The organism is Nitrosopumilus sp. Nsub (assembly GCF_001541925.1).
Lineage (GTDB): Archaea > Thermoproteota > Nitrososphaeria > Nitrososphaerales > Nitrosopumilaceae > Nitrosopumilus.
Genome location: NZ_LQMW01000008.1, coordinates 19,999 through 46,357, shown reverse-complemented (window position 1 = coordinate 46,357; position 26,359 = coordinate 19,999). Strand labels below are relative to the sequence as shown.

The following is a 26,359-nucleotide window of genomic DNA, read 5'->3' as shown; positions in this document are numbered from 1 at the left end:
AACAATATTTGAGGGTTAGTTTAGAGCAGATTTAATTAAACCAAATAATATTTTTTGATATGAAAAAGGAATTATCTTTTGTACTTAATTATGCATTAAACAAAGGATTTCAGATTCATCCTGATGCATTTAAAATCTTAGACGATATTACTGATGTTAAAAAATTAGAGAAAATAATTAAAGAAATTGTTAAAGAAAAAACTAGGCAAAAACAATATCAAATTAATCAAAATGATTTAGAGACTTATCTAGGAATAAAAGATGATCCAAATCTTCAAAGTGAATTAAAGGTTCTATCAGATCCTTCTCCAAAAATCACTTCAGGGGAAGGTGTTAAAGGATACAATGCTCTGTTTTCAAGTCGTTTTAACAAACTAAAACGAATTATTTCTGAGAGGCCTGAATCAAAAATATTGAAATCTATTGCTGTTGTAAAATCCACTAAATTAGAAAATGATGTTTATGTGTGTGGATTGGTTACTATTAGAAGTGTTGAGCGAAATATTACAAAATTAGTATTAGAAGACCCTTCAGGCTCATTTGAGGGTATTGTTTTTGATGAGGAATTACAAAAAACTGCAGGGACTTTGTTAATTGACCAATTTGTAATGGTAAGAGTGGCTACAGCCAAAAATTCAGGATTAATGATTAAAGATCTAATTATGCCTGATTTGCCTGATCAAAAGATCAATAAATCTGAAAGTGAAGTTTATGCTGTATTTTTATCAGATTTACATATTGGTAGTAAATACTTCATGGAAGAAGAATTAACTGAATTTGTAAAATGGATTTCAAGTCCTGACCCTGTTGCAAGAAAAATTCGTTTTGTCTTAATTGGAGGAGATATGGTTGATGGTGTTGGAATTTACCCTAACCAAAACAAAGAATTGGTTTGTCAAACAATTGAAGAGCAATTACAAAAAGCAGAAGATTTGTTAGATAAGATTCCAAAAAACGTCAAAATTGTCATAATGCCTGGAAATCATGATCCTGGAAGAAGGGCCCTCCCACAACCTGCAATTCCACAAAAATACAATTCTAGTTTATGGGATAAAGAAAATGTAGAAATGGTTGGAAATCCAGCCGTAGTTTCATTAAATGGTGTAAAGGTTTTGATGTTTCATGGTCAAAGTATTGATGATATTGTAAAAACTACTCCTGGATTGAGTTATGACCAACCTACGAATGTAATGAAACATTTACTCAGAGCAAGGCATTTGAGTCCAATTTACGGTAGTCAGACACCAATAGCACCAGAAGTAGAGGATCTTTTAGTAATCGAGGATATACCAGATATTTTTCATGTAGGACATGTTCATCAAGCCCAATTAGACATGTACAAGGGGATTTTGCTTGTTAATTCAGGATCTTGGCAAAAACAGACACCTTTCCAAGCTAGTGTTGGAATGACACCAAATCCAGGAATTGCCATTATTGTTAATCTTAAAACTTTCCAAGTATTTCATGAAAATTATAGTTCTAACTCAAATAATGTCTTGCAAAGTTAATTCGTCTTTGAAGGATTTTTTTATCATTTCAGATGAAATAGTTAGTTTGTATTTCTTTGTTCTACCGTGAATTCCTTGGTGAATTAGACGTCCAGAAATTATTCCAGATAATTCAATTTCACTTAACATTTGGGTAATTCGTCTTTGTGTTAATTCGTCTTTTCCAACTGTTTTACAGAGGGCTTTGTATGAAGTGTAGATTTCACCTGTTGATGAACCATTAGCCTTCATTATTGATAATATGACTAATTTTTCATGTAATGGATATGATTTTAGTGATGCTTCTTCTTTATTTTCTTCAATTTTTTGTGAAGCTTCTCTAACATGGTCAATGGTGACTTTATCAGATTGTTGTCTTTCAGCTAATTCTCCTGCAACTCTTAGCAAATCTATTGCTCTTCTAGCATCACCGTGTTCTCCTCCCGCTAGTGCAGCACAGAGATTCAATGCCGGTTCCTCAACTGCATCTTCAACAAATGACTCATTGATACGTTCTTCTAGAATTTTTTTGATTTGTTCAACATTATAATTTGTGAAGACAATTTCTTCTTCACCAAGACTGCTAATTACTCTAGGATCTAGTTTTTCTTTGAATGTTAAGTCATTTGAAATTCCTACCAAAGTAAGCGAACCTACATCTAATTGTTCATTTGCTCTAGTTAGTTGATAGAGTATGTCTTTTCCTGTCTTTACTACCAATTGAGCAAGATAATCAATTTCATCTATGACGAAAACCGCATTTAGTTTTTCATTACTGATTTTATTTAACAATCTCTTGAAAACTTCACTTATTGCAAGTCCGGTTGTGGGTAATTCCTTCTCATTTAGGCCTAATTGCCTGCCTAAACTGACTAATAATCCATATAATGTTGTCTCATTTTTAGAATTTGAATATACTAATTTAATTGGGAAATTTGATTTTTCGACCCTTTCTTGAATTTTTGACAGTACTTTTTTTACAACTAATGTTTTTCCAGTTCCAGGTTTTCCATAAACAAGAAGGTTGGACGGTCTGGATTGTTTTAGAATTGGTAATAGGGATTGTGTGACTTGTTCTTGTTCAGAGTTTCTATGAAGTATTGTGTTTGGAATATATGTAAAGTGTAAAATCTCACGATTTTTAATAATTGATTTTCCAGATTCAGCTGCATCAAGCATTCTATCTATTGGGTCAGACATACTCAGACACCTTCATTTCCTTTCAATTTCAACATACTTGTCTTTTATTTATGAGAGTATAGAATACTATAGTAATTCTAGTTTAGTTTATCATTAATTATTTTTAGTTAGTTTTAGATTTTCAAAAAAAAAAAAAATAAAAAAAATAGAGTGGAAATATTGGTGTGTGGGGTTATGGTTGGTAGGAAATTTTGTTAACAACTTGTTAATTTTATGTGAAGAAAATCAAAAAAAACCTCAATTTAACCCCTATATTTCCATTCCAGGCGTTAAGAATCCTATTAACATTGTGAATATCCAAAAAACACCCCTATATTTCCACTCCAGGCATGATTTTCTCATTCCTAAGGGGGCTAATTTACAACCACATGTTAATAACAAAAAATATGCTAGGCATGAGCTAGGCAGTCAATCTTAACAAACAACAATGTTAACAAAACTGATCAGATCACTTCAACCGTTAACATTAGATCTGTTAGATCTCAACAATGGCAAAAAAACGAATACGTATAGACATGGAGGATGCAGACGGGGCTCGATATGATATTAAATTAGAAGGTAATGTAACCAGAGATAAAGTTCTCAAAATCTTTGAAATGATGGACTTGATGAATATTGAGGACCAGGAAGAACAATCTGTTAAAATGGATTCAACAGGCTCTAAAATCTCACATATTGTAGAAAAATACTTTCCTATGGGCAAATTCACATCTACTAACATACTTGAAAAATATGAAGATGAATTCAATGAACCTGTAAAACTTAGTGTAATTTCGACATATTTGTCACGATTTGCCTCAAAAGGTAGGGTAGAAAGAACAAGAACAGGTAGAGAATGGACTTACCAATCCATCAAAATAACTCAAAAACAACAATAAACAATCAACTAATAGTTACTTTTCGAACAATTAACCTATCTTTTCCCAAAATCATCTTAACATATTCGCCTTTTTGAACATCCATAAATTTTCTAAATTGTTTTGGAATGGATATTGTACCTGCAGATGTGATTTTTACCAAGACCTCGTTTTCTTGTACAGACATATTTTGATTATAATTTAATAATATATATAATTTAATAATTTACAATTTTAATAAATAAATAAAATTTAAGAAGAAATTAAGACCAAATTACAAAATTTCTCAATAAATTTCTCTAAAAGAGTTTACAGAACTATCTATACAACAGTTGGATTAGATGAAATGTCCCCAACTTTAGATTTTCCTTTTTCAGTTATTGAATAAGTATATGGTTTAGTTTCCGTGTTTCTTTCAACCAAACCACTTTCAAATAATTTCTTCATTAACCTTGAAGTGTGTTCTCTACTCTTTTTTGTTGTGATTTGTATATCACGTGATGTCATAGTTTTGTTTGTGATTAGACGTAACACATAGTCTGTTGGGCTCACATGTTCAATATTTGGAAGATTAGGCACAGAAACAGGCTGTTCAACTATTACTTCAGGCTGTTCAACAACTTCAATTTGTTTTTCAGGCTCCTTATTCTCTTCAATTAATTTTTGCATAAATTGTTTTAATTCTAAATTAGGATCTTCAGGCTTTTCATCAATTCCTTGTATTTCTAATGCATCCAGGCGTATTTTCATATCAATTAACTGCTTTTCATAGTACTCTAAACGCTCTGTTTGAGTAGGATCTGCAATATCACTACTAGATTTAATGAATGGACGTATTTTGAAAAATAAATACAAACCACCTAATCCTATCAAAAATGCTACAATCACACCTAAAATCACTTCAGGATCAGGAATTTCAACTAACATCACAACTTCTATGCCTAAGAGGTGATTTATTGTGATTGACCAATAATATTTTACACTTTAGATTAACAATCTCACACAAACTATCACATTATAAAATTAACAATCTCATTCATTCATTCTTTGAATATTTCATACAAATCACATTAATCACATGTTTGACGCCTGTCTGATTAACTTCTCTATCACATTAATCACTTCATCTTCTCGTTCTGGAAATATGTCACTCTCATTTATCACGCTTATTTGCTCTGAAAGTTTAGATATCACATCAATATCATCAGGTAAAAGTATGCCTAAACCACGTAAAAGTATGATTGAGTAGAATAATGCGACTAATTTCTCTCTAGATTGACTCACTTGTCTATAATACGCGCCTTTAGATATAGAAAAACTTGATTCTAAAAGATTCTTTTGATTTAAAATAATTTCAATTTGTCGCTCTGTAAACAGTGATTTTTTGATAATTTTCCTAATAATGTTGTTAAAATTAGATTCTTCAGACTCTACCATAGCTATACAAAACTGTATACCGACATTCCAATTAAACTTTAAAGTGTCATATACAAATCAAAACTATGGCTGGAAAAGTAGAATCGTTCTTAAAATCTGAATTAGAGAAAAAAAACGCATTACTGTTTGTCTTAATTGATTCAGAAGTTTCTAATTTAGAGGCTTCAAGTAAACTAGCTCAAGATGTAGAAAAAATAGGCGCTTCTGCTATACTAGTAGGGGGCTCATCTGCAACTGATCAAATTGAAATGTCTCAAGTTGTTAAAGGAATTAAAAAAAATATTCAAATTCCAATTATTCTATTTCCTGGAAATGTAACAGGTGTTGTACCTGATGCTGATGCAATCTTATTCAGTTCTTTAATGAACTCTGAAAATCCTTATTTCATTACTCAAGCTCAAGCATTAGCTGCTCCAAGTGTAGCTAAATTTGGCTTAGAACCACTTCCAACTTCTTATTTAGTTATAGGAGATGGTACGTCTGCTTGGTTTGTTGGGTCTGCTAGAGGTATTCCGTTTGAGAAACCAAAAATTGCAGCAGCATACTCATTAGCAGCACAATTTCTTGGAATGAGATTTGTATACCTAGAAGCAGGTTCAGGTGCAAAATCTAGTGTAACTCCAGAAATGGTAAAAACTGTTAGACACACATTCAATGGATTTCTGATAGTTGGTGGTGGAATTAAAGATGTTGAAACTGCTGAAAATCTTGTAAAGGCTGGTGCAGATGCATTAGTTATTGGAACTTTTCTTGAAAAGGGCGGTAGTCTGTCAAAATTAGAGGAAATAGCAAAAGCAATTCAAAGAAGTTAGTAATAATATTCTATTATGTCTGAAAATGACGCAATTTCTCGTATTCGTGGGATTGAAATGCCTGATTATTATCTTAATTATTATTCAAATCTCTCAAAAACAACATATTCAATTTTTGAGCATGCAGCAGCCGCAAAATCAACTTTAGTAGATTCATCAGGCATAATTGAGCCTAAAATCGCATTTGATCTAGCAGATAGGGTTGCAAAAATGCACGAAATTGATATCGCAGATCCTTTAAGAGAAATTTTAAAAATTAATGGAAAAGAACTATCTGCTTTAATTTTAGCAAAAGACATTGCTTTAGGAAAATATTCTCTCCCAGAAGCATCTCTAGAAGATAAACTTGATCTTGCAGTTCGTGTAGGATTGGCAATAATTACTGAAGGTGTAACAATTGCTCCTTTACAGGGAATCAGTGAAGTAAAAATTAAGAAAAATAAAGATGGAACAGATTATCTTTCAGTTTCAATTGCAGGACCAATGCGTTCAGCAGGTGGAACCGAATCTGCAGTGACATTGTTAATTGCAGATCATGTTAGAAAAATAGCTGGATTATCAAAATTTCAAGCAAATTCCTTTGATGATGAAACAGGTAGATTTGTTGAAGAATTGAGAATTTATGAAAGAGAAGCTAGCAGCTTTCAATTTCATATTTTAGACGAAGATATTGAACATGTTATCTCAAATCTTCCTGTTGAATTAGCTGGAGTGGATACTGATCCATATGAAGTTGTAAATCATAAAGGAATGACTCGAATTCAAACAGACCGAGTTAGAGGTGGAGCTTTACGTGTACTTAATGACGGTTTGATTGGAAGATCTAAAAAATTACTGAAAAGAATAGAGATGTACAATTTAGATGGTTGGGAATGGCTTAATGATCTTAAGGGTGCGGTGCAAACTGGAGATAATCAAGAAGATGCTGCAGCAAAAAGAATGAGAGAGGTAATTACTGGAAGGTCTGTCTTATCTATGCCTAACAAATTAGGTGGATTTAGGCTCAGATATGGAAGAGCATGTAATACTGGGTTTGCAGCAGTAGGATTTCATCCAGTAGTAGCTGAAATCTTAGACCATACCATCGCAGTTGGAACACAAGTTAAAATCGATATTCCTGGGAAAGGTGCTACTGTAGCATTTGTTGATTCAATTGAAACTCCAACCGTACGTCTTCAAAATGGAGACGTTGTTAAAATTAAAAATGTTAAACATGGATTAGAAATAAAAAATAAAATTGAAAAAATTCTTCATCTTGGAGATATTTTAATTACATTTGGAGATTTTCTTGAAAATAATGCTCAACTAATTCCTTCTGGATATGTAGAAGAAATTTGGATAGAACAATTAAAAGAAATTATTTCAAAATCAGAGACTAAAAATCCATTTCTTGAACAATTTTTATCCAAAGTACCTTCAATAGATGAAGCATTAAAAATCTCAATTGATTATCATCTTTCATTACATCCACATTACCTCTATTATTGGGACAAAATTTCATCTGAAGAATTACATCGACTTTTACAAACAAAAAACATTGATGAAAACAAAATTGAATATTCTATAGAAAAAAAGAAAATTTTAGAAAAATTAGGAACCCCACATAAAGTTGTAAATCAATCAATTGTTTTAGAAAATGACGAAGCAAAAATTTTCTTTAATTTGTTATTTGTAACTAAACCAGAAATTAATGATTTATCCATTCCTGAGATTTTATCAAATTCATCAAAAATTAAAATTAATAATAAATTTTCAACATCAATCGGAGTTAGAATCGGAAGACCTGAAAAAGCAGCTCCACGACAAATGAAACCACCTACACACACATTATTCCCAATTTCTGATAAAGGTGGACCAACCAGAGATCTTCTAAAAGCATCACGAAATGAGCACTTTTTTGCTAATATTTACAACAGAAATTGTGAACAATGTAATGAGCCTTCTATTGGAATCAACTGTTCTAATTGTGGTAAAAAAACATCAGTTACTTTCAGATGTAATAATTGTAGAGATACATTGACAGAGCCATTTTGTGAAAAATGTAAAAGACAAGCTCCTGCACATTCACATAAAGAATTTCCATTAAAATCACGATTACTTTTAGCCCAAGAGAAAATGGGCCTACGAGCAAAAGAACCATTCAAAGGTCTTAAGGAATTAATCAGTCAAGATAAAATTGCTGAACCGTTAGAAAAGGGATTAGTACGTCAAACTTTTGGCTTAACAACATTCAAAGATGGAACTATTAGATTTGATGCAACAAATTCTCCGTTAACTCAATTCAAACCATCATGGATTGGAACATCAATTGAAAAACTAAAGGAATTAGGTTATTCTCATGATATTGATGGAAAACCGCTTGAAAATATTGACCAAACCATAGAACTTAGAATGCAAGATGTTATAATTCCTGAAGAGAGTGGAAAATATTTAATTTCGACTTGTAAATATATTGATACTCTTTTAACAAAATTCTATAGTAAATCTTCATTTTATGATGTAAACAACTCTGAAGAATTAATTGGTCATCTAATAATTGGTTTAGCACCTCATACTTCAGTTGGAATTGTAGGTAGAATTATTGGATATACTGATACTCATGTTTGTTTTGGTACACCAAATTGGCATTCAGCAAAGAGACGTGATGCTGATGGTGATGCAGATTCAATAATGTTGTTAATGGATAGCTTACTAAATTTCTCTCGACAATTTCTATCTGATAGAATAGGAGGTTTAATGGATGCTCCATTACTTGTACAACCTCTAGTATTACCACATGAATCACAACCTCAGGCACATAATCTTGAAGTAACAAAAATTCTTCCACTAGAATTTTTTGAATCTACAAATCAACAAAGTAAAGCATCGGATGTGACTTCAGTTGAAATAATCAAATCTAGATTAGAAACTAAAAGACAATTCTTTGATTATCATTTTACCCATTTAACATCATCATTAACTACTTCTAAATCAAGAAGTGCATATTCGACATTAGGTTCAATGCTTGATAAATTTGATATGCAAGTGAAAAATGCTGAATTGATTAATGTGGTAAATCCATCTGAAATTGTTTCAAATGTAATTTCAACACATCTTGTACCAGATATCATGGGAAATCTTAGAGCGTATGCTAGACAAAGTTTTAGATGTACTGCATGTGGAAAGTCATATCGTCGAATGCCTCTAATTCAAACATGTGTTTGTGGGCATAAATTAATTGCAACAATCACTAGGGGCTCTGTTGAAAAATACCTAAAACTTGCAAAAAGATTAGTTGACAAATATGATGTTGGAGAATATCAACGGGGAAGAATTCATGCTCTATCTGATGAGATTGAATTGGTTTTTGGAAAAGGTCAAGGTGACCAATCACTTCTTACTGATTATGCGTAAAATTATCTTAATTTGACGTATTCATAAGCGCCAAGTTTCTTATCAAAACAATATTTGACTTTTTGATAATCTTTTCTCCAAGATTTTACTTTTGGAAGAACTTTCTTTGGATCCTTTTTGTCAATAATTATATCTTTAATGAATACAGCAATCTCTTTCATTTCATTTTCTTTCATTCCTAATCTTGTTATTTCAGATACACCTAATCTAATACCTCCTGGATGGAAATAATTTCTTCCAGCTTTGATATCTCCAGGAATTAGTTGTCTGTTAACAATTATGTTTGCTTTTTCTAATTCAGCTTCAACTTTACCACCATCAGAATAATCTAAAACATTAACTGCAATTTGATGTGATTGTGTGTATCCTCTACTTTCACCTAATACTTTGAATCCAACATCATTTAGTGCTTCAGCAAATATTTTTGCATTTTTAATAACTTGAGATGCATAATCTTTTCCAAATTCTAATGCTTCAGCAAATGCAACAGCTTTTCCTGCCATGTTATTGATATGATGACTGCTAGTTAATCCTGGGAATGTTGCTTTCTTGATTGGCTCTTCATGTTCTTCTGAACCTAAAACTAATCCCCCTTGAGGACCAAACAATGTTTTGTGAGTACTCATAGTCATTGTATCTGCTCCTTCACGTAATGGATCCTGGAATTTACCACCAGCAATTAATCCTGCAACATGTGCTGCATCATAATTGATGTGAATATCATATGTTTTAAGAAAATCTGATAACTCCTTTACTGGATGTGGGAACAAAAATAATGAACCACCAAACATTGCCATTTTTGGAAGACGATTATTTTTCTTGAGTTCCTTAACTTTCTGTTTAGTTTTGTCAACATCAATTGTCATGTCTTCAGCATTAAATGGATAAAACTCAATTTCTAAACCATGTACTAATCCTGCAGTACCTGAATGTTCTCTTTTACCATGTGAAATATGTCCACCAGCAGGAATGGATGGTGCAATCATTACATCACCAGGATTTGAATAAGCTGAATATACTGCTAAGTTTGCAACAACTCCTGAAATAGGTCTAACATCAGCAAATTTTGCTTTGTAAAGTTTTTTAGCTAATTTCATACATTCTACTTCTACATCATCAATGTAGATACATCCAGCATAAACTCTATCTCCAGGCCAACCTTCTGCATATCTATTACCAAAATCAGAAATTATTGCTTCTCTAACTGCAGGACTAGGAATATTTTCACTAGCGATTAATGGAATAGAATTCTCAAACCATTTATGATGTTCTTTTAATTTTGCAAATATTTTATTATAAGATTCTTTATTTTGTGACTTTACCATATTTTCCATTTTGGTTTTCCCAATTTAAAAACACCGATATCTAATCATCTTTTCAATCCTGATCTGGAAGGTATAAAAGGGGAATCTGGAGTTTTGCCAATTATGGGTATGCAAGCAACTTCAAAAGGAAATATGCCTGTTGTACTGCTAAAAGAAGGCGGTTCAGAAACTAAAGGCAAGGATGCTCAAAAAAACAACATTGGAGCAGCCAAAATTGTTGCTGAAATCGTTCATACCAGTTTAGGTCCACGAGGAATGGACAAAATGTTAGTTGATTCCTTAGGTGACGTTACAATTACAAATGATGGTGCAACCATTCTAAAAGAAATCGATGTTCAACACCCAGCAGCCAAAATGTTGGTAGAAATTTCCAAAACTACTGATAATGAAGTAGGTGATGGAACAACCTCAGCTGTTGTTTTAGCTGGTGCATTACTAGAACAAGCTGAATCATTAATTGATCAAGATGTCCATCCAACAATTATTGTAGATGGATACAAAAAAGCAGCTAGAAAATCAAAAGAATATCTTGAAGAAATAGCTGACTCAATTTCTCCAGTTGACAAAAACATGTTAAACAAAATTGCAAAAACTTCAATGCAAACTAAACTAGTTAGAAAAGATTCTGATTTACTTGCAGATATTATTGTAAAATCTGTAGTTGCTGTTTCTGAAAAAGAAGGCGAAACATATGATGTTGATATTGATGACATTAAAGTAGAAAAGAAAGCAGGCGGTTCTATTAAAAATTCAATGATTGTCCAGGGAATTGTATTAGATAAAGAAATCGTTCATGGTGGTATGCCTAGAAAAATTACTGACGCAAAAATTGCATTACTTAACACTGCACTAGAAATTAGTAAAACTGAAACTGACGCAAAAATTAACATATCAAATCCTCAACAATTAAAATCATTTTTAGATGAAGAAAATAGAATGCTCAAAACTATGGTTGACAAAGTTATTGGTTCTGGTGCAAATGTTGTATTGTGTCAAAAAGGACTTGATGATATGGCACAACATTATTTAGCAAAAGCAGGAATTATTGCAGTTAGAAGAATTAAAGAAAGTGATCTTACCAAACTTGCAAAAGCAACAGGTGCTAGAATTGTCACAAACTTGGATGACTTGTTTGAAAAAGATTTAGGTGGTGCTGAAGTTGTTGAAGAAAGAAAAATTGAAGAAGATAAATGGGTATTTGTTGAAGGATGTAAACATCCAAAATCTGTAACTTTACTTTTACGTGGTGGTTCACAAAGAGTAGTTGATGAAGTTGAACGTTCTGTTCATGATGCTTTAATGGTAGTTAAAGATGTAATTTTAAAACCACAAATTGTTGCTGGAGGCGGTGCTCCTGAAACATATGCTTCAACAAAATTAAGAGGTTGGGCAAAATCATTAGAAGGACGAGAACAATTAGCTGCAGAAAAATTTGCAGATGCTTTAGAATCAATTCCATTAACACTTTCTGAAAATGCAGGAATGGATCCAATTGACACTCTTACAGTTTTACGTTCAAAACAACAAAAGGGAGAAAAATGGACTGGAATTGATGTAATGAAAGGTAAAATTGGAAATATGAAATCAAGTGATATTATTGAACCATTAGCAGTTAAACTTCAAATCGTTTCAGCAGCAGCTGAAGCAGCATGTATGCTTCTTAGAATTGATGATGTCATCGCTACCCAAAGTTCTGGTGGTGGAGGTGGTGGAGAAGGAGGAATGCCACCTGGAATGCCACCTGGAATGGGTGGAATGCCACCTGGAATGCCACCTGGAATGGGTGGAATGCCTGATATGGGCGGAATGATGTAATTTCGTTAGAAAAATTTTCTTACTTCAAAAGTTTATTTGATAAATAATTTACAAAATATTATGACCAATACTTCATCAAAAATATTATCGAGTTTTAAGTATGGTTATCTAATTGTATTTTTTGCATTACTGTCTGGAATTTTTTATCCAATCATTACAGATACAAGTTTTGAACCAGTAATTAGTGGAATTTTAGTTTTATTTTTAGGTCTGGCCGGTGGTGTTTTGTTGTATAAAGCTACAACAACAGAAACAAAAAGGGAAATATTTTTTGGAAGTGGATTTGTATTAATTGGAATTTCGTTATATTTTATTTTTCAATTAACTGGAAGAGTTTAGACATCAAAATAAAGATAAAATTCGTGGGGATGTGGTCTAATTGCAATTTCTCTTTGATCTCTTCTTTCTAATTCAATAATTTTATCAATTACATCATTGGTGTAAATCGGATTCAAGAATTTTCTGTCACTTTCTAATTCATCTAATGCTTCACCAAGACTTTTTGGAAGAACTCCAATTCCACGTTTAGCTCTATCAGATTTTGTCATTTTAAAAATATCATCACGTACTTGGTCACCTGGATCCATTTTCTTTTTGATTCCATCCATTCCTGCTGCTGTTACTGCAGCAAATACAAGATATGGATTAGATGATGGATCAGGAGCTCTAAATTCTAATCTTTTTAATTTTGAATGTTGTTTTCCTTTCAAATGTTTTGGAACTCTAACTATAGCTGAACGATTTCCTGAACTCCATGCAATATATGCAGGAGCTTCATATCCTGGAACTAATCTGTGGTATGAATTTGTAGTTGGATTACAAATTGCAGATAATGCTTTTGCGTGATTGATTATCCCACCACAGAAATATCTACCAAGTTGACTTAATTCAATTTCGTCATCAGGATCAAAGAATGCATTATCCTTTCCTTTCCATAAACTAACATTAACATGCATTCCAGAACCTGCATCCATTGCAATTGGTTTTGGCATACATGTTGCAACTTTTCCATATTTTTGTGCTACATTTTTAATTACATATTTGTATGATTGTGCAGCATCTGCAGCATTCGTCATATGATCATACATAATATCAATTTCACATTGTCCAGCAGTTGCAACTTCATGGTGATGATTATCACATAAAATTCCAAAATTTTTACTAAGAATATTTACACATTCATTTCTATATGGTGTGAGAGTATCTGATGGTGTTGTTGGATAATATCCTTCTTGTAATCCCATTGGATATCCGTCACCATCATTGCTCCATGGAGCTTCTTTTGATTCAATTGAATACGATTGTCCTTTGTAAGGTGTTAAAACATCCCAATGAACTTTATCAAAAACAAAAAATTCTACTTCTGGACCCCATGTACTATAATCAAATCCTTGGGTTTTGATATATTCTTCAGCTTTTTGAGCAATACCTCTAGGATCTCTAGATAATCTTCCTCTATCTTCTCCCCAATACACATCACAAAGAAGTCTAGCTGTTTTATTTTCAGTCATCCAAGGAATTATTGCAAATGTACTTGGATCTGGTTTTAACAATAAATCAGAATCATCTATAGTTGTAAAACCTACAATTGATGAACCATCTAATTTTGGTAAACCATTCTTCATCTGTTCAGGAGTGAATGTATTTGCTGAAATTGTAGTGTGGTGAAAATGACCAGTTAAACCAGTAAATTGTAAATCAATAAACTGAATTCCTTCATGTTGAATTCTTGAGAATACTTCGTCAGGTGAATACGTGATTTGCATAGCTTTTCCGTGACTGACTTTATATGGCAATTTGATACTTCAATCAAACACAAATACAACCAGCATTTAAGGATTAGGTAGAAATGTCTGAATCAAATCCTATAGATATCAATTCATTACATAATACCGTTTTACGAGAAACTGAAAATGATTCTTTATTAGAAATAAAACCCAATTTCTATCAAAACTTATCTGATTTTATTGGAAACTTAAGAAAACAAGAATTTGAAGGTGTAGAAAACAAAATTAAAGAAACAATGATAGAAATGGCCACAGAATTAACGTCATTACTATTACATATTAGATTAGAAAAAATTTCTAATTCTAATGATTATGATATTGGTTATCTTTTAGATGAAGAAAAATTCATTATAGATTCCCAAGATGAACAAAATGAAAGAACAGAAATGATTCTTTCTGCAACAATTAATGGGAAATCAAAATTTCTTGAATCTCTAGCTGAAAATCATAAAATAAAAAAAATTGTTGTTAGATTTCTTGAAAATGTAGATGAAATTGTAGGTGCAGATCTTGAAAAATATGGACCATTCAAAGTTGAAGATATTGCCACAATACCATATGAAAATGCTCAGGCTTTAATTGCTAAAAATATTGCAACTAAAGTCAGATGGGAAGATTAGGTAAAAATTATACCTATTATTTACATTAGATATGTCACATACTGGTGTAGACGTAATTGATTTTCTATTTTATACAATTTATCCTGTAATTGGAATTTTTATTGTTGAAATAATCAGTAGGTTAATCAAACTTCCCAAATGGATTAAACTTTGGACTCAAGCAATTGTATCTGTTAGTTTTGGTATTTATTACTGGTTTATTTTACCTGCACCACAAAATTTTCCGTTAACTGCAATGGTTATGTTTGCTCTAGCTATAGCTTTAGTTTATCAAGGCAGACGAGCAAAAATTTCTCCTGAAAAAAGCCCTTATTGATTTAATTATTTTCCAAAAAACCTTTTGAAAATATTTCCTTTTCCTTTATTTCCATCTCGAATTACTTTTCTTTGTCCAAATCTCTCTGCTCTTATTTGTCGTAATTTGACACAACGATGTTCTTCTGGTAGTCTATGTTCAGAACAAAATGGATCTTTACAATAACTACAATGAAATGGCATATCTGTCATATCCCCACAATATGCACAATTCTCAGATATCACAATTTACTATGAATTTTTTCTTTTAAAAAACTTATTAAAAATTTCTTAAATTTGTTTTAAAAGATTAACAATAAAATTTACTAAACATTTTTAGTATTGATAAAAAAAAATCTATTGATTACAAATGATTGATGGTAAGGTTGCAATAATTACTGGAGCAAGTAGTGGAATTGGTGAAGCTACTGCTATTACACTTGCAAAGGCTGGTGTTAAAGTTGCAATTGGTGCTAGAAGAGTTGATAGATTGGAAGAATTATCTAAAAAAATTATTGCAGCAGGTGGAGAAGTTCACTTTCAAAAATTAGATGTAACAAAACATGAAGAATGTGATAATTTTGCTAAAGCAGTTTTAGACAAATGGGGTTCAATTGATATTTTAGTAAATAATGCTGGTTTAATGCCATTAAGTTTTTTCAAAAATCTCAAAGTTGATGAATGGGATAGAATGGTTGATGTCAATATCAAGGGCGTGTTATATTGCACAGGCTCAGTAATTTCACATATGAAAGAAAAAAAATCCGGACATATAGTTAACCTTTCATCTGTAGCTGGAAGAGTTGTATTTCCAGCTGGTAGTGTTTATTGTGCAACAAAATTTGCTGTTGCTGCATTTACTGAAGGATTAAGACAAGAATTCAGTGTTAGATCTAATATTCGAGTAACTAGTATTGAACCTGGAATAGTTGCAACTGAATTAACTGACACAATTACAGACGAATCTCTTCAACAATTTGTAGAAAATGGAAAAAAAATGGAAACTCTCCAAGCACAAGATATTGCAAATGCAATTTTGTACGCTGTAGATTCTCCATCACATGTAAATGTCAATGAAGTTTTGATTAGACCTACAACACAAGAAAAATAATTTTGTCTAAAATTCCCCATGTAGTAATTTTAGGTGGAGGATTTGGAGGTCTTTCTGCAGCTAATGAAATAAGAAATTCATTAGATTCCTCTAAAGTCAATATTACAATTATAGATAAAAAAGATTGGTTCATGGTCGGATTTGCAAAATTATGGATCATGAATGGAAGCAGAACTTTTGAAAATTCAATTGGTTCATTAAATGAATTACCAAAAAAACAAATTAATTTTATTAAAGATGAAATTATTGAAATTAATACAAAAAATAATTTTGTAAAAACAAAATCTGAAAACATTTCGTTTGATTTTCTAATAATATCAATGGGGGCTGTATTAGCACCAGAAAAAATTCCTGGTTTAACAGATAATGGATTTAATTTGTATGATCATGACCAATTAAATCAAATTAATCAAAAATTAAATCAAATACAATCAGGAAAAATTGCTATTGTTATAATGGGAATGCCTTACAAATGTCCACCTGCACCTTTTGAGGCTAGTTTACTAGTTGATTCTATGCTTAGAAAACGAGGAATACGGGATTCTGTCCAAATTGATTTTTTTAGTCCTGCACCAATTACACTACCTGCAGCAGGACCAGAAGTTAGTAAACAAATTCTTGATTTAATTAATTCAGAAAAAATAACTTTTCATAATTCAGAAAAAATAAAACAAGTAAAACCAAAAAAATTAATTTTTGAAAATAATGAATACGATTTTGATATTTTATTAGCAATTCCACCACATATTGCACCAAAAGTAATCTATTATGCTAATTTAGCAAAAGAACCTGGATTCATTCCAATTGACAGAGATTGTAAAACACCATTTGAAAATATTTTTGCTATAGGTGATGTTACAAGTTTAGCTGTTAGTGATTCAATAGCAGTTCCTAAAGCTGGAATTTTTGCAGAGGGGGAAGGAATTACAGTTGCAAAAAACATTATATCCAAAATTGAATTAAATGAAAAATCACTTTTGTTTGATGGAAAGGGCGGATGCTTTTTAGAATCTGGCAGAGATACTGCATCAATAATTGAAGTTGATATGTTTACAAATCAAAAACCGTCAACTAAATTAACAGAATCAACATCAGAAAATCTTTCTAAAAAAATAAACTTTGAAAAAGAGAGATTGTCAAAATGGTTATGAGTTTTCATTATGTTCTTTTTCTCTAGATAAATGCTCAAGAATTGCTTTAACCTCAATACCTAAATCTTGATTATCTTTGGACAAGTTTAATTTTTCAGCTATACTATTTTTGAAATTTTCATCCTCAACCTCTATACTTCTTTTTTGAATACAATCTGTATGATCCTTTCCTGTAGCAGAAATTTTATGACAAATATTACAAATTTTCACTATTGTAAATTCTAGATAGGACGATTTAATAATTTCATTTTGTGCCTGTGAACTAAGGGATCGTAGTCTAACTTGGTATGATACTAGCCTGGGGGGCTAGTGGTTGCAGGTTCAAATCCTGCCGATCCCATTATAATTTCAAAACTTTGAGTAATTTTTCAAAATTTTCTCGTGTTTTATCTTGTTTGTAGTTTTTTAATGCTAGAATAATTTTTTCTTTCGAAGAATTTTTGTAAATTTTTTGAGCTTGCTTTGCAATACCTGAACCAATAAAAAATGCTTGAGTAATTGATGTTACATTAGAAGGTCTTCTTTCTTTACTTCCACTTTCAAAATCAATTAAAGTTGTTTTATTATTCCCAACAATGACATGTTTTGAAATATTACTTAATTCACCATGATCAAATCCAATTTGATCTAATCTATAACAATCTTCTAAAATATTCTTTATTGTAGTTTTCAATTTTTTTGCACTTCCTTTTCCATTTAACATTTCAATCCAATCACTAAATTTTTCTCCTTCAATGTATTCCATAACTAAAAAATTTTTACTAACATCAATTATTTTAGGTCCTACATTTACTGAATTGACTAATTTTAAAAGAACTGATTCTTTTTTCATATTTTCTCTTTGAGAATCTGTTCTCCTAATTTTTAATGCAACTTCTTTGTTTCCTCTTTTTACAAGTACAACAACACCAACGTAACCTTTTCCTAAAATTTCTAAATTTCCAATTAAAGTCGGACCTGTTAAACAAATTGATTTAACTTTTAATTTTTCCAATTCTTTTATTCTTGCCTTTATTTGATGATTAGTAGCATTAGGGTATCCTAGAATTTTTGAATAAGGTTCTTCTGAAAATTTTTTAATTGAAATGAATGAGTGTGTCATCTACTGAAATTAATTCACTAGCTTCCTCTTTAATTGATTTCCTTAGATTCTTGTTTCCAACAAAAATTTTGAATCCTTGTTTGAAATCCCTTTGAAGACCTTTTGGTATGCCTGAATTGAGATTCTTTTTCAAAAATTCATTCATAAATGAAATAGCTTCAGTATGTTTTCTCTTTTCTAACGCAATTATTTTTAGTTCATTACCAATCCAGATTAATTCCGCATTTTTCAGATTTTTTGAGACAAAACTTTTTGTGCTATCTTCTCTAAAAATTTTTGGTCCTTTTTTTTGATATATTTGATTAATTTGAGTAGATTCTAAAAAGAACATAAGATATGCTTCTTTTTGTTCATCAGTATAGGATTTACTTCTTAATACAGTAAATCCTTCTAATTCTAATTGCTTTGCTAGTGATGTTGTAGCTCTTTTAATTTGTCCCCAAATTATATCTGGACTTCTTGCCTTAAATTCAAATTTTATAATTAACAAATTTTTCCAAAATTTATTTGATTTTTTTAATTTTTTAATTTTAAAAAATTCATTACTTGGTTTTTCTTTAAATGATCTACAAATTAGAATGAATTTTACAATATTTTTATTTGAAATTGCGGCTGCTAAATTCCTGTTATAATCAATTGGATCAATAATAACAATTGCAGTATCAAATTGATTTGATGTTTTACCTATTACATAATTTTCTTTAATTTTTGATATTGATTTAATTAATTTTTCAAAACTTCCATATTCCAAAATTAAAACTTCTGAAATATATCCGCTGAAACCTTGTTTTGCTATTTCTGCACCATAAATTCCATTTGATTGTAAAAATGTTTTCAGAATTCTAACTTCATTTCTCATTTTTGGCGTTAATGATTTTTTCATATATTCAGTATGGTAAGGTGATCTATCTGCTGCACTTTTCCATTCACCCATTTTTACATCATAACATGGTACTATGTTGATTTTTGTATCTTTAATTCTAGCCTCAACATAAGGGTGTTGAGAATATCTTACATATGGAGAATATTTTTTCAATGATGCAAATCCTATTTTCTTTGAAATACTTTCTAATTTTTCTTCAGAAATATTTTTTTTAAATTTGATAAAAATGTCAATATCTGCATTTTTTGATAACCAGGTTCCTTTAGCATAAGAACCACCAAATTCTATTTTTGTTACTTCTGAATATTTTTGAATTTCTTTTTCAACTAATTCATAAATTATATTTGCAATTTCTTGTTTTGATTTTTGAATAATATTTGATGGACTTGACTCCTTAGAAATTTTAGAAATAATTTGTTTCATACTTTAGTTAAACTCCATTAAATCAGAATAAATTGGACCATTTGCAGTTAATTCACTTTTTTTTAATTTAAAACTAGAAACTTCTTGTTTTCCAAAATTAATATTTTCATGAGTTTTCATCTCTTCTGTAATATCTCCAATCTTCTTTTTAATTCTAAATACTGTGATATGAGGTTTAAATGATTTATCTGATGTGAATCCTAATGGTTTTAAAGAATTTTGTATTTTTTTGAATAAATTAATCATTTTTTTTGAACTATTTTGATCAGTTCCTATCCAAATAATTTTTGGAGATTTAATATTTGGAAAAACCCCAATTCCCTTTAAATAGATTTCAAATTTTAAAAATTCTATTTTTTTTAATTCTTGAATGATTAATTCTATTTTTTTTTCTGAAATTTCACCTAAAAATTGTAGCGTAAAATGAAGATTTTTTGATTCTATTGCTTTTGCATCAACTTCAATTAAACTTTGAAAATTCTTAACTGAATTAATTATTTCGTTATTTGATATATCTACAGATACAAAAACACGCATTATAGGATTTTTTCAATAATGTTTATAATAATTTCCGTTAACTTCATAGACGAGTATTTTTTTTGATATGTGTTGACAAAATTACTTGTATGTTTAACAGGCATGCCTGGTGCAGGAAAATCCACAATTGCTGAAGGTTTGAAACCTAAAGGTTATGAGATAATTAATTTAGGAAATGCTGTAAGAGAAGAAGCAAAAAAAAGAAATTTAGATCCGACTAGAGAAAATCTTGGAAAACTAATGTTAGAACTAAGAAAAAAGAATGGAGCTGGCGCAATAGCTGAACTTGTTAAACCAAAAATAGAATCTTCAATTGCAAATGTTTTGTTAATAGATGGAGTAAGATCCAATGATGAAATAGAAGTACTAACAAAATTAGGGACTGTAAAATTATTAGCTATTCATGCTTCAACTGATACCCGATTTAGTTTCTTACAAAAAAGAGGACGTTCTGATGATCCACAAACTAAAGAACATTTCAATGAAAGAGATAATCGTGAATTAGGTGTCGGTGTTAGTAATTCTATTGCACTATCTGATTTTGCAATATCGAATATTGGTTTAACAAAAGAAGAATTAATAAAAAAATCATATGATATTATTCAAAGATGGGTTGAATGAATTTTCCTAATCTTAGTTGCAAAATAGAAATGTTTTGCACAATAAATCCATCTGAATCTATAGAAAAACTCGAACAAACAATTTCAAATATTTTTCCATACTCAGTAATAACTAATAATAATTTTTCAATAAGTGCAACTTCTAAAGAATTAAGATCTTTTGAAAAAATTTATCAATTAATACATAATAATAAATTACAAAAAAATTTTTTACGTTCTTTAGATGATAATTTAAAAAATGATTCTACGTGGTTTTATCTAAATAAACAAGCTGCATTTGTTGAACAAATTGCAATTTGTGAAGAATTTGATGAATCACCTTTAGGACCAATCAAAGTTACGCTGACATCTTCAAATATTGATAGAATTATTGATTGGATAGTATTTGATTAAATAAAATTTGTTAAGAAAATCAACCTATTTTTGATTATTTTTTTTAGTTTGAATTTAAAATCATTTTTTTAAGATTATAATGAAATGTTAATAAAATTAGGCATAATTGCATCTGTTTTGGTTTTAGGAGGAATGATGTTTTCTGCAGAAATTACTTCACTATTTCCTAATACTTCTGCATTATTAGCTGATTCTTTAAAAGATGATATTAATTCATTAAATGCAAAAGTAACTGATTCTGCTGAAAATAGATTAGATTCTTCATTGGATAAAACAATTCAAAGTGTTAGTGATAGTGTGTATGAAGGAATTACAGACACTGGAGATAAATTAGTTGAAAATGTTAATGAAAAAATCTCTGAAGGAATTACAGACACTGGAGATAATATTAAAAATGAAATTTTAGAATCATCTACTTCATCTACAACAGATTTAGTAAATGAAGTATCTGAATTTGATCCTTTTAATTTCATTAAGAATTTATTTAAAACTAATTAATTTCTACTTCTAAAAGATCTTTTGCTGTAATTACTGAACCATGAATTTTTTCAGCCTCATTTTTGTGTTGAATTTCATCTCTATATCTTGCAGAAAAATGTGTTAAAATTAGATTTTTTACTTTTGCGTTTTTACCTAACTCAGCAGCTTGTTTTGCAGTTGAATGACATGTATCTAAAGCCCTTTGTTTCTCTTCATCAATAAATGTAGAATCAAAAACTAAATAATCACATCCTTGAAAAAATTCTTCTAATTTTTTTGTAGGCATTGTGTCTCCTGATATTCCTATTTTTTTACCTGGACGTTTTTCACCTAAAACTTGTTCAGGTTTCATTATTTCATTATTATTTGTTATTTCTTCTCCATTTTGTAATTTATTCCATAATTCACCTTCAGGTATGCCTAATTCTTTTGCTTTTTCAACATTAAATCTACCTGGTTTATCTTTTTCTTCAAACAAATATGAAAATGCTGTTATGGAATGATTGGCTTTTGTCGCATGAATTAAATATTTTTTATTTTCGTATATTTTTCCTTCATTAATAATATTAATTAAAATAGAAAACGGTAATCCAAAATTTAATACTTTAATATTTGCTCCAAGAAATTCATCAATTCCTTTAGGACCAAAAATTTCTAAAGATTCCGTTCTATTTTGCATTGACATTGTTTGTAATAATCCTAAAATTCCGACACAATGATCTCCATGTAAATGCGTAACAAATAATTTCATTTTTTTATTCCATCCTAAACCTGATTTCATATATGCAATTTGTGCAGCTTCACCTGCATCAAACATTAGAATTTCACCTTCTTTTTCTAGACATATACAAGATAACCCTCTTTTTTCAGTAGGTTGTGCAGCTGATGTTCCTAAAAAAACAAGTTTCATTTAATCAAAATAGTTCTTGTCAGACTTTTATGCCTATAGATTTGATATTTTTTTAATCCTTTTAATTTCATTTTAGGATCTAATTCTTTTTTGAACATTATTGCAATTTTTTTATTTTTAGGCACAATTGAGATAAATCTTTTAAGAATTTCTTCAGGTTTTTCTGATGTTTTTGATGATTTTCCATATGGTAAATCAGTAACAATTGCATCAAAATTATTTGAAATTTTTACTAATTCCTGAAAATCAGATTTCAGAACTTTTGATTTAAAATTATTTAATTTCAGATTTTCTTTTGTCATATTACACATTTTTTCATCAAAATCAATTCCTATAGCATTGATGCCCATAGATTCAGATTCTAGCAATGTTGTTCCTGTACCACAAAATGGATCACATAGAGTTTGGCCTTTTTTTAGCCCTGTTAAATTTACCATAGCTCTTGTTAATTTCCAATCTAATTCATGGGGATATTTTTTTAATTTTTTAGGTCGTATTTTATTATCATTTTTTTCTGAAAAACCAAAAAAACTTTTGGTATTTGTGAAAATTAAATATACAGTTATTTCTGGATTTTTTAAATCAACTTTTGCTTGTGTGAATTTTGAAATCATATCTCCCATAGATTTTTCTAATTCTAAAATATCTAATTGATTTGTTGATAGATTAATTACTCTACATACAAAACTTTGTGTATTTTTTAATACCTGAAAATTTTCTTCATCTAAAAAAAGCCCTGACATCTTTCTTAATATCTGTCCAGATGTTTTTACAAATGTTGCACGTTCAGAAATTTTTTTCCAATTAGTTTTTGATTGAATAATTACTAAATTCGAAATAATTTTTATTTTAGTAAACCTATCAAACAATTTTGCTATTGTAACTATTTCATCAATTGCAATTTCTAAATTATCTTTTGATAAAATAAAAAAACTTTCTGGCATTACATTATTGCCTTTGCAATAGTATTTGAAATATCTACTTTTGATGTTTTACCTGGAATTGTATTTGTACTAATGATACTTGTTACTCCTGCTTTTTTTATTTTCTTTTCTGCATCATTCATTAATAATGCATGTGTACATGCAACATAGATTCTTTTACACTTTTGTTTCTTAAGAAATTGTGTAGCTTTGATTAGACTACCTCCAGTACTAATCATATCATCTACTAAAATTAAATCTCTATTTTTAACTTCTGACAAATCTTTGGTCTTAATTTTTACTTTACCTGTTTTTCTATCCCTTGCTTTTTCTAATGCTATGTAATCAGAATCTAATTCTACTGCAAATTCTTTTGCTCTTTCTTTTCCACCTTGATCTGGTGATATAATTAATGGATTTTTTAGCCTCAATTTTTTAAAATATTTAACAAGATCTGGAATTGCAGTTACATTTTCTGTTTTAGTACTAAAATATTTCAATCCGATTAAACTGTGAATATCTACTACTGTTATTTTAGACGCTCCTGCTCCTTTGAATAATTTTCCAAGTACTTTCATTGTTACAATCTCACCTGGTAAAAATTCTCTATCTTGTCTTGCATATCCCATATATGGTATTACTACATCAACTTGAGATGAATTTTCTTTTGCTTTTGTAATTAATGATAATGTTTGAACTAAATTGGTATCTACTGGTGGAAAAATTGATTGTATGACAATTGATCTCTTTTTTGAAATTTTTCCAATTAATGTAATTTTACTTTCTCCGTCAGGAAATATTCTAATTTCAGATTTAACCAAATTTGCCTTTATTTTATTTGCAATTTTTTTTGCTAAATCTTCGGAAGTTGTTCCTGAAATTACTGATATTTGACTCAATAAGAAAATATGATTTGAAGGGATTCTTAAGTTTTGAGAAATTTTTCTTATTCGTCTCCTTCACCACGACCTAAATCGCCTAATCCATATTCATCAATTACTTTATTTCTAAATTCATCTTTTTCATCAATTTCTATTTGCTCTTTTTTCTCATCTCCTTGATATACAGTTCTAATTGGCCATGGAATTCTAATATCGTATTTCTTAAACTCTTCATACATAATCATTCGTAGATCCGTTTTTGTCTTAAATTGTGATCCATAGTCCTTTACGTATAACCACATTGAAAAATCCAATGCAGAATCATTGAATTGATTAAATCGTACAACTGGTTGAGATATATCTACATGTAAGTCCTTATCACAACCACAACTTGATTTATTTTCATCCAAATATGGACATCTATTTTGTCTAACAAGGTGTTTTCCTTTAGTATCTCGAATTTCTACCATACCACGTTTTCCAATTTTTACTAAGATTGCTGCAACCTGTTTTGGGTCATTAAGATATGAAACACCTACCATAACTACTGCTGGAACAAGCTTGTTTTCTTTTGTATAGTTAATGATTTGTGCTGTAACCAATTGTCTTGTAGGAATTATTGCAACTGATTCGTGTAATGCATCTCTGACGTATGTTACTCTAGGTGTTATTTTATGAACAATTCCGTTATAGCCAGACTCTAATTGAACTCTTTCCCCTTCTTTGAAAATATTGTCTTTTCTAATCATCAAATAAGCAAAGTAATTTTGCATAGTTTCTTGTAAAGCTAAACCAATACCAATTGCAAGACCACCTGTTGCTGTTGCTAATACAAATAAATCAACTCCCCACCATGATACAACTCCTAAAATTGTTGCAACAAAAATTCCTACAGGTAAAATTTGTTTGAATGATTTAGGAATACCTTCTCTTTTTTTGCGTGCATAACCTGGTGGCCTAGAACTAGGAATTAATGGTTCAAAACCGTTAATTCTTTTTTCTTCTCTCCAAATATCTATTGGAAAAATTTCATCCGGTTTTGATCCTGGTTTTAATTTTCTTCCTGATTGATTATTACCCGTAATACAATTATTGAAATATTTCAAATATTTTGCCCTTTCAGATTCTTTCCATTGTTCAAAAGGATTGCTAACTAGTTTTTCATAACTTCCAATTGGATTACCTTTTGAATTACGATATTGTTCTAATTGAATTGTCCCCTCTTTAGTTTTACATAAGTTCTTGAATTCTTCTTCAGTAAATTCCTCAGGTATAATTGTTGGTGGAATCCATTTGTATAATTTATGAAATAGATTATCATCATCAGAAAACCCTTGCATGTCATACCAAGAATCAAAATCTTGTTTTTCAAGAATTGATTTATCTCGTTTTGTAAGCATTATTGGAATCAAATGAGAAATTGTATACCCTACAACTAAAATATTAAAAGTATTAAGAATTTTTGCAAAGGTTTCTTCAGGACTAAGTTCCATTGTAATTGAATTTGAATCATTTTCAAATAATTCCGAAGTTTGAATATATGCATTAGTTGATGAAATTAAGGCAATTGCAAAAAATGGCAATACCGCATTTTGTACAAATCTTGATAAATGTGGTCTAGTGTAAAATATTTTTTTTGATTTAATTAGTGATGAAAATTTTCTATATGCTGCAGATATTGCAATAATCCCAACTATCATAATGGTGAAAGCTAGTTGAAGTGATTCTGATGAAGATAATAATTGAGAAACAGTTTCAAATTCTCCAACTGAAATTTGTGAAATATCTCCTTCGCTCATAATTTATCTTCTTACTATGTATAATTTTCTGGAATTAAATGTTAAGCTGTCTAAATTTTATAGAAAATTAATATTTATTCAATATTTTGTGCCTGAAATCCCTGCAACATTTAACAAGG

28 protein-coding genes and 1 tRNA gene are annotated in these 26,359 nt (G+C 30.0%); 14 read left to right on the top strand and 15 right to left on the bottom strand.

The window, feature by feature from the left end; genetic code table 11:
- Nucleotides 1-59 precede the first annotated feature (59 nt).
- Entirely contained in the window at nt 60-1,508 is a 1,449-nt protein-coding gene (locus tag AW732_RS00990) for a DNA-directed DNA polymerase II small subunit (RefSeq protein WP_067957209.1), read from the top strand.
- On the opposite strand, the gene AW732_RS00985 is transcribed toward AW732_RS00990, so the two are convergent.
- Nucleotides 1,485-2,687, bottom strand: coding sequence for an AAA family ATPase (locus AW732_RS00985; RefSeq protein ID WP_067957207.1), 1,203 nt, complete (start codon nt 2,685-2,687; stop codon nt 1,485-1,487). The genes AW732_RS00990 and AW732_RS00985 overlap by 24 nt on opposite strands.
- 488 nt (nt 2,688-3,175) lie before the next feature.
- Between AW732_RS00985 and AW732_RS00975 the strand changes: the two genes are divergently transcribed.
- Entirely contained in the window at nt 3,176-3,565 is a 390-nt protein-coding gene (locus tag AW732_RS00975) for a hypothetical protein (RefSeq protein WP_067957201.1), read from the top strand.
- 4 nt (nt 3,566-3,569) lie between these two features.
- Here the strand turns inward: AW732_RS00975 and AW732_RS00970 are convergent, their stop codons facing one another.
- The 3 genes from AW732_RS00970 to AW732_RS00960 all read right to left on the bottom strand — a co-directional run bounded on the left by AW732_RS00970 (nt 3,570) and on the right by AW732_RS00960 (nt 4,981).
- Nucleotides 3,570-3,731 (bottom strand): AbrB/MazE/SpoVT family DNA-binding domain-containing protein, encoded by a 162-nt coding sequence (locus tag AW732_RS00970; RefSeq protein WP_067957198.1) that lies wholly within the window; start codon nt 3,729-3,731, stop codon nt 3,570-3,572.
- Between the two features lie 134 nt (nt 3,732-3,865).
- On the bottom strand, nt 3,866-4,471 hold the full coding sequence (locus AW732_RS00965) for a winged helix DNA-binding protein (protein WP_067957194.1): 606 nt from the start codon (nt 4,469-4,471) through the stop codon (nt 3,866-3,868).
- Between the two features lie 147 nt (nt 4,472-4,618).
- Nucleotides 4,619-4,981, bottom strand: coding sequence for a hypothetical protein (locus AW732_RS00960; protein WP_067957190.1), 363 nt, complete (start codon nt 4,979-4,981; stop codon nt 4,619-4,621).
- Between the two features lie 65 nt (nt 4,982-5,046).
- Here AW732_RS00960 and AW732_RS00955 point away from each other — a divergent pair, with 65 nt between their 5' ends.
- Nucleotides 5,047-5,793, top strand: coding sequence for a geranylgeranylglyceryl/heptaprenylglyceryl phosphate synthase (locus AW732_RS00955; protein ID WP_067957188.1), 747 nt, complete (start codon nt 5,047-5,049; stop codon nt 5,791-5,793).
- Nucleotides 5,794-5,808: 15 nt separating this feature from the next.
- The gene (locus AW732_RS00950) at nt 5,809-9,186 is read left to right on the top strand and encodes a DNA polymerase II large subunit (protein ID WP_067957186.1); all 3,378 of its coding nucleotides are present in this window, start codon (nt 5,809-5,811) and stop codon (nt 9,184-9,186) included.
- A gap of 2 nt (nt 9,187-9,188) precedes the next feature.
- Here AW732_RS00950 and AW732_RS00945 read toward each other — a convergent pair whose 3' ends face one another.
- A complete protein-coding gene (locus AW732_RS00945; RefSeq protein ID WP_067957494.1) occupies nt 9,189-10,511 on the bottom strand; it encodes a serine hydroxymethyltransferase in 1,323 nt (440 codons plus the stop codon).
- A gap of 102 nt (nt 10,512-10,613) precedes the next feature.
- Between AW732_RS00945 and thsB the strand changes: the two genes are divergently transcribed.
- Together thsB and AW732_RS00935 are read left to right on the top strand one after the other, a co-directional pair.
- Nucleotides 10,614-12,326 carry a thermosome subunit beta gene (gene thsB / locus AW732_RS00940; protein WP_067957493.1) on the top strand — a complete coding sequence of 571 codons (1,713 nt, stop codon included), beginning with the start codon at nt 10,614-10,616 and terminating at the stop codon, nt 12,324-12,326.
- A gap of 60 nt (nt 12,327-12,386) precedes the next feature.
- The gene (locus AW732_RS00935) at nt 12,387-12,665 is read left to right on the top strand and encodes a hypothetical protein (RefSeq protein ID WP_067957183.1); all 279 of its coding nucleotides are present in this window, start codon (nt 12,387-12,389) and stop codon (nt 12,663-12,665) included.
- Here the strand turns inward: AW732_RS00935 and glnA are convergent.
- Nucleotides 12,662-14,122 (bottom strand): type I glutamate--ammonia ligase, encoded by a 1,461-nt coding sequence (gene glnA, locus AW732_RS00930; protein ID WP_067957180.1) that lies wholly within the window; start codon nt 14,120-14,122, stop codon nt 12,662-12,664. The two genes, AW732_RS00935 and glnA, sit on opposite strands and share 4 nt — an antisense overlap.
- Nucleotides 14,123-14,175: 53 nt before the next feature.
- Between glnA and AW732_RS00925 the strand changes: the two genes are divergently transcribed.
- Nucleotides 14,176-14,733, top strand: a complete 558-nt coding sequence (locus tag AW732_RS00925) for a hypothetical protein (protein ID WP_067957177.1) — start codon at nt 14,176-14,178, stop codon at nt 14,731-14,733.
- A gap of 31 nt (nt 14,734-14,764) precedes the next feature.
- Nucleotides 14,765-15,049 carry a hypothetical protein gene (locus AW732_RS00920; RefSeq protein WP_067957174.1) on the top strand — a complete coding sequence of 95 codons (285 nt, stop codon included), beginning with the start codon at nt 14,765-14,767 and terminating at the stop codon, nt 15,047-15,049.
- A 5-nt stretch (nt 15,050-15,054) separates the two neighbouring features.
- Here AW732_RS00920 and AW732_RS00915 read toward each other — a convergent pair whose 3' ends face one another.
- Entirely contained in the window at nt 15,055-15,273 is a 219-nt protein-coding gene (locus AW732_RS00915) for an AN1-type zinc finger domain-containing protein (RefSeq protein ID WP_067957171.1), read from the bottom strand.
- A 124-nt stretch (nt 15,274-15,397) separates the two neighbouring features.
- On the opposite strand from AW732_RS00915, the gene AW732_RS00910 reads away from it, so the two are divergent.
- Entirely contained in the window at nt 15,398-16,138 is a 741-nt protein-coding gene (locus AW732_RS00910; RefSeq protein WP_067957168.1) for an SDR family oxidoreductase, read from the top strand.
- Nucleotides 16,139-16,140: 2 nt separating this feature from the next.
- Complete coding sequence (locus AW732_RS00905) at nt 16,141-17,289, top strand: FAD/NAD(P)-binding oxidoreductase (protein ID WP_067957165.1); 1,149 nt, start codon at nt 16,141-16,143, stop codon at nt 17,287-17,289.
- On the opposite strand, the gene AW732_RS00900 is transcribed toward AW732_RS00905, so the two are convergent.
- Nucleotides 17,284-17,499, bottom strand: a complete 216-nt coding sequence (locus AW732_RS00900) for a hypothetical protein (protein WP_067957162.1) — start codon at nt 17,497-17,499, stop codon at nt 17,284-17,286. The two genes, AW732_RS00905 and AW732_RS00900, sit on opposite strands and share 6 nt — an antisense overlap.
- A 56-nt stretch (nt 17,500-17,555) precedes the next feature.
- On the opposite strand from AW732_RS00900, the gene AW732_RS00895 reads away from it, so the two are divergent.
- A tRNA-Pro gene (locus tag AW732_RS00895) sits at nt 17,556-17,629 on the top strand.
- Here AW732_RS00895 and AW732_RS00890 read toward each other — a convergent pair.
- The 3 genes from AW732_RS00890 to thpR are packed head-to-tail and all read right to left on the bottom strand — an operon-like array spanning nt 17,630 to nt 20,234.
- Nucleotides 17,630-18,391 (bottom strand): RIO1 family regulatory kinase/ATPase, encoded by a 762-nt coding sequence (locus AW732_RS00890; protein ID WP_067957159.1) that lies wholly within the window; start codon nt 18,389-18,391, stop codon nt 17,630-17,632.
- Nucleotides 18,366-19,697 (bottom strand): CCA tRNA nucleotidyltransferase, encoded by a 1,332-nt coding sequence (gene cca / locus AW732_RS00885; protein ID WP_067957156.1) that lies wholly within the window; start codon nt 19,695-19,697, stop codon nt 18,366-18,368. Before cca ends, AW732_RS00890 begins: the two co-directional genes overlap by 26 nt.
- A 3-nt stretch (nt 19,698-19,700) precedes the next feature.
- Nucleotides 19,701-20,234 carry an RNA 2',3'-cyclic phosphodiesterase gene (gene thpR, locus AW732_RS00880; protein ID WP_067957153.1) on the bottom strand — a complete coding sequence of 178 codons (534 nt, stop codon included), beginning with the start codon at nt 20,232-20,234 and terminating at the stop codon, nt 19,701-19,703.
- A 72-nt stretch (nt 20,235-20,306) separates the two neighbouring features.
- On the opposite strand from thpR, the gene AW732_RS00875 reads away from it, so the two are divergent.
- From AW732_RS00875 to AW732_RS00865, 3 genes are all read left to right on the top strand, one after another.
- The gene (locus tag AW732_RS00875; RefSeq protein ID WP_172790361.1) at nt 20,307-20,855 is read left to right on the top strand and encodes an AAA family ATPase; all 549 of its coding nucleotides are present in this window, start codon (nt 20,307-20,309) and stop codon (nt 20,853-20,855) included.
- Nucleotides 20,852-21,247 carry an RNA-binding domain-containing protein gene (locus tag AW732_RS00870; protein WP_067957147.1) on the top strand — a complete coding sequence of 132 codons (396 nt, stop codon included), beginning with the start codon at nt 20,852-20,854 and terminating at the stop codon, nt 21,245-21,247. Before AW732_RS00875 ends, AW732_RS00870 begins: the two co-directional genes overlap by 4 nt.
- An 84-nt stretch (nt 21,248-21,331) precedes the next feature.
- Nucleotides 21,332-21,745, top strand: coding sequence for a hypothetical protein (locus AW732_RS00865; protein WP_067957144.1), 414 nt, complete (start codon nt 21,332-21,334; stop codon nt 21,743-21,745).
- On the opposite strand, the gene rnz is transcribed toward AW732_RS00865, so the two are convergent.
- From rnz to AW732_RS00845, 4 genes are read right to left on the bottom strand one after another with little or no spacing between them, the layout of a single operon-like run.
- Nucleotides 21,738-22,637, bottom strand: a complete 900-nt coding sequence (rnz, locus tag AW732_RS00860; protein WP_067957141.1) for a ribonuclease Z — start codon at nt 22,635-22,637, stop codon at nt 21,738-21,740. The genes AW732_RS00865 and rnz overlap by 8 nt on opposite strands.
- Nucleotides 22,634-23,581: a DNA methyltransferase gene (locus AW732_RS00855; protein WP_067957139.1), complete on the bottom strand. Its 948-nt coding sequence runs from the start codon at nt 23,579-23,581 to the stop codon at nt 22,634-22,636. The genes rnz and AW732_RS00855 overlap by 4 nt, the downstream gene beginning before the upstream one ends.
- Nucleotides 23,581-24,459, bottom strand: coding sequence for a ribose-phosphate pyrophosphokinase (locus AW732_RS00850; protein ID WP_067957135.1), 879 nt, complete (start codon nt 24,457-24,459; stop codon nt 23,581-23,583). The genes AW732_RS00855 and AW732_RS00850 overlap by 1 nt, the downstream gene beginning before the upstream one ends.
- A gap of 47 nt (nt 24,460-24,506) precedes the next feature.
- Nucleotides 24,507-26,240, bottom strand: a complete 1,734-nt coding sequence (locus AW732_RS00845) for a mechanosensitive ion channel domain-containing protein (protein WP_067957132.1) — start codon at nt 26,238-26,240, stop codon at nt 24,507-24,509.
- Nucleotides 26,241-26,359: the final 119 nt, after the last annotated feature.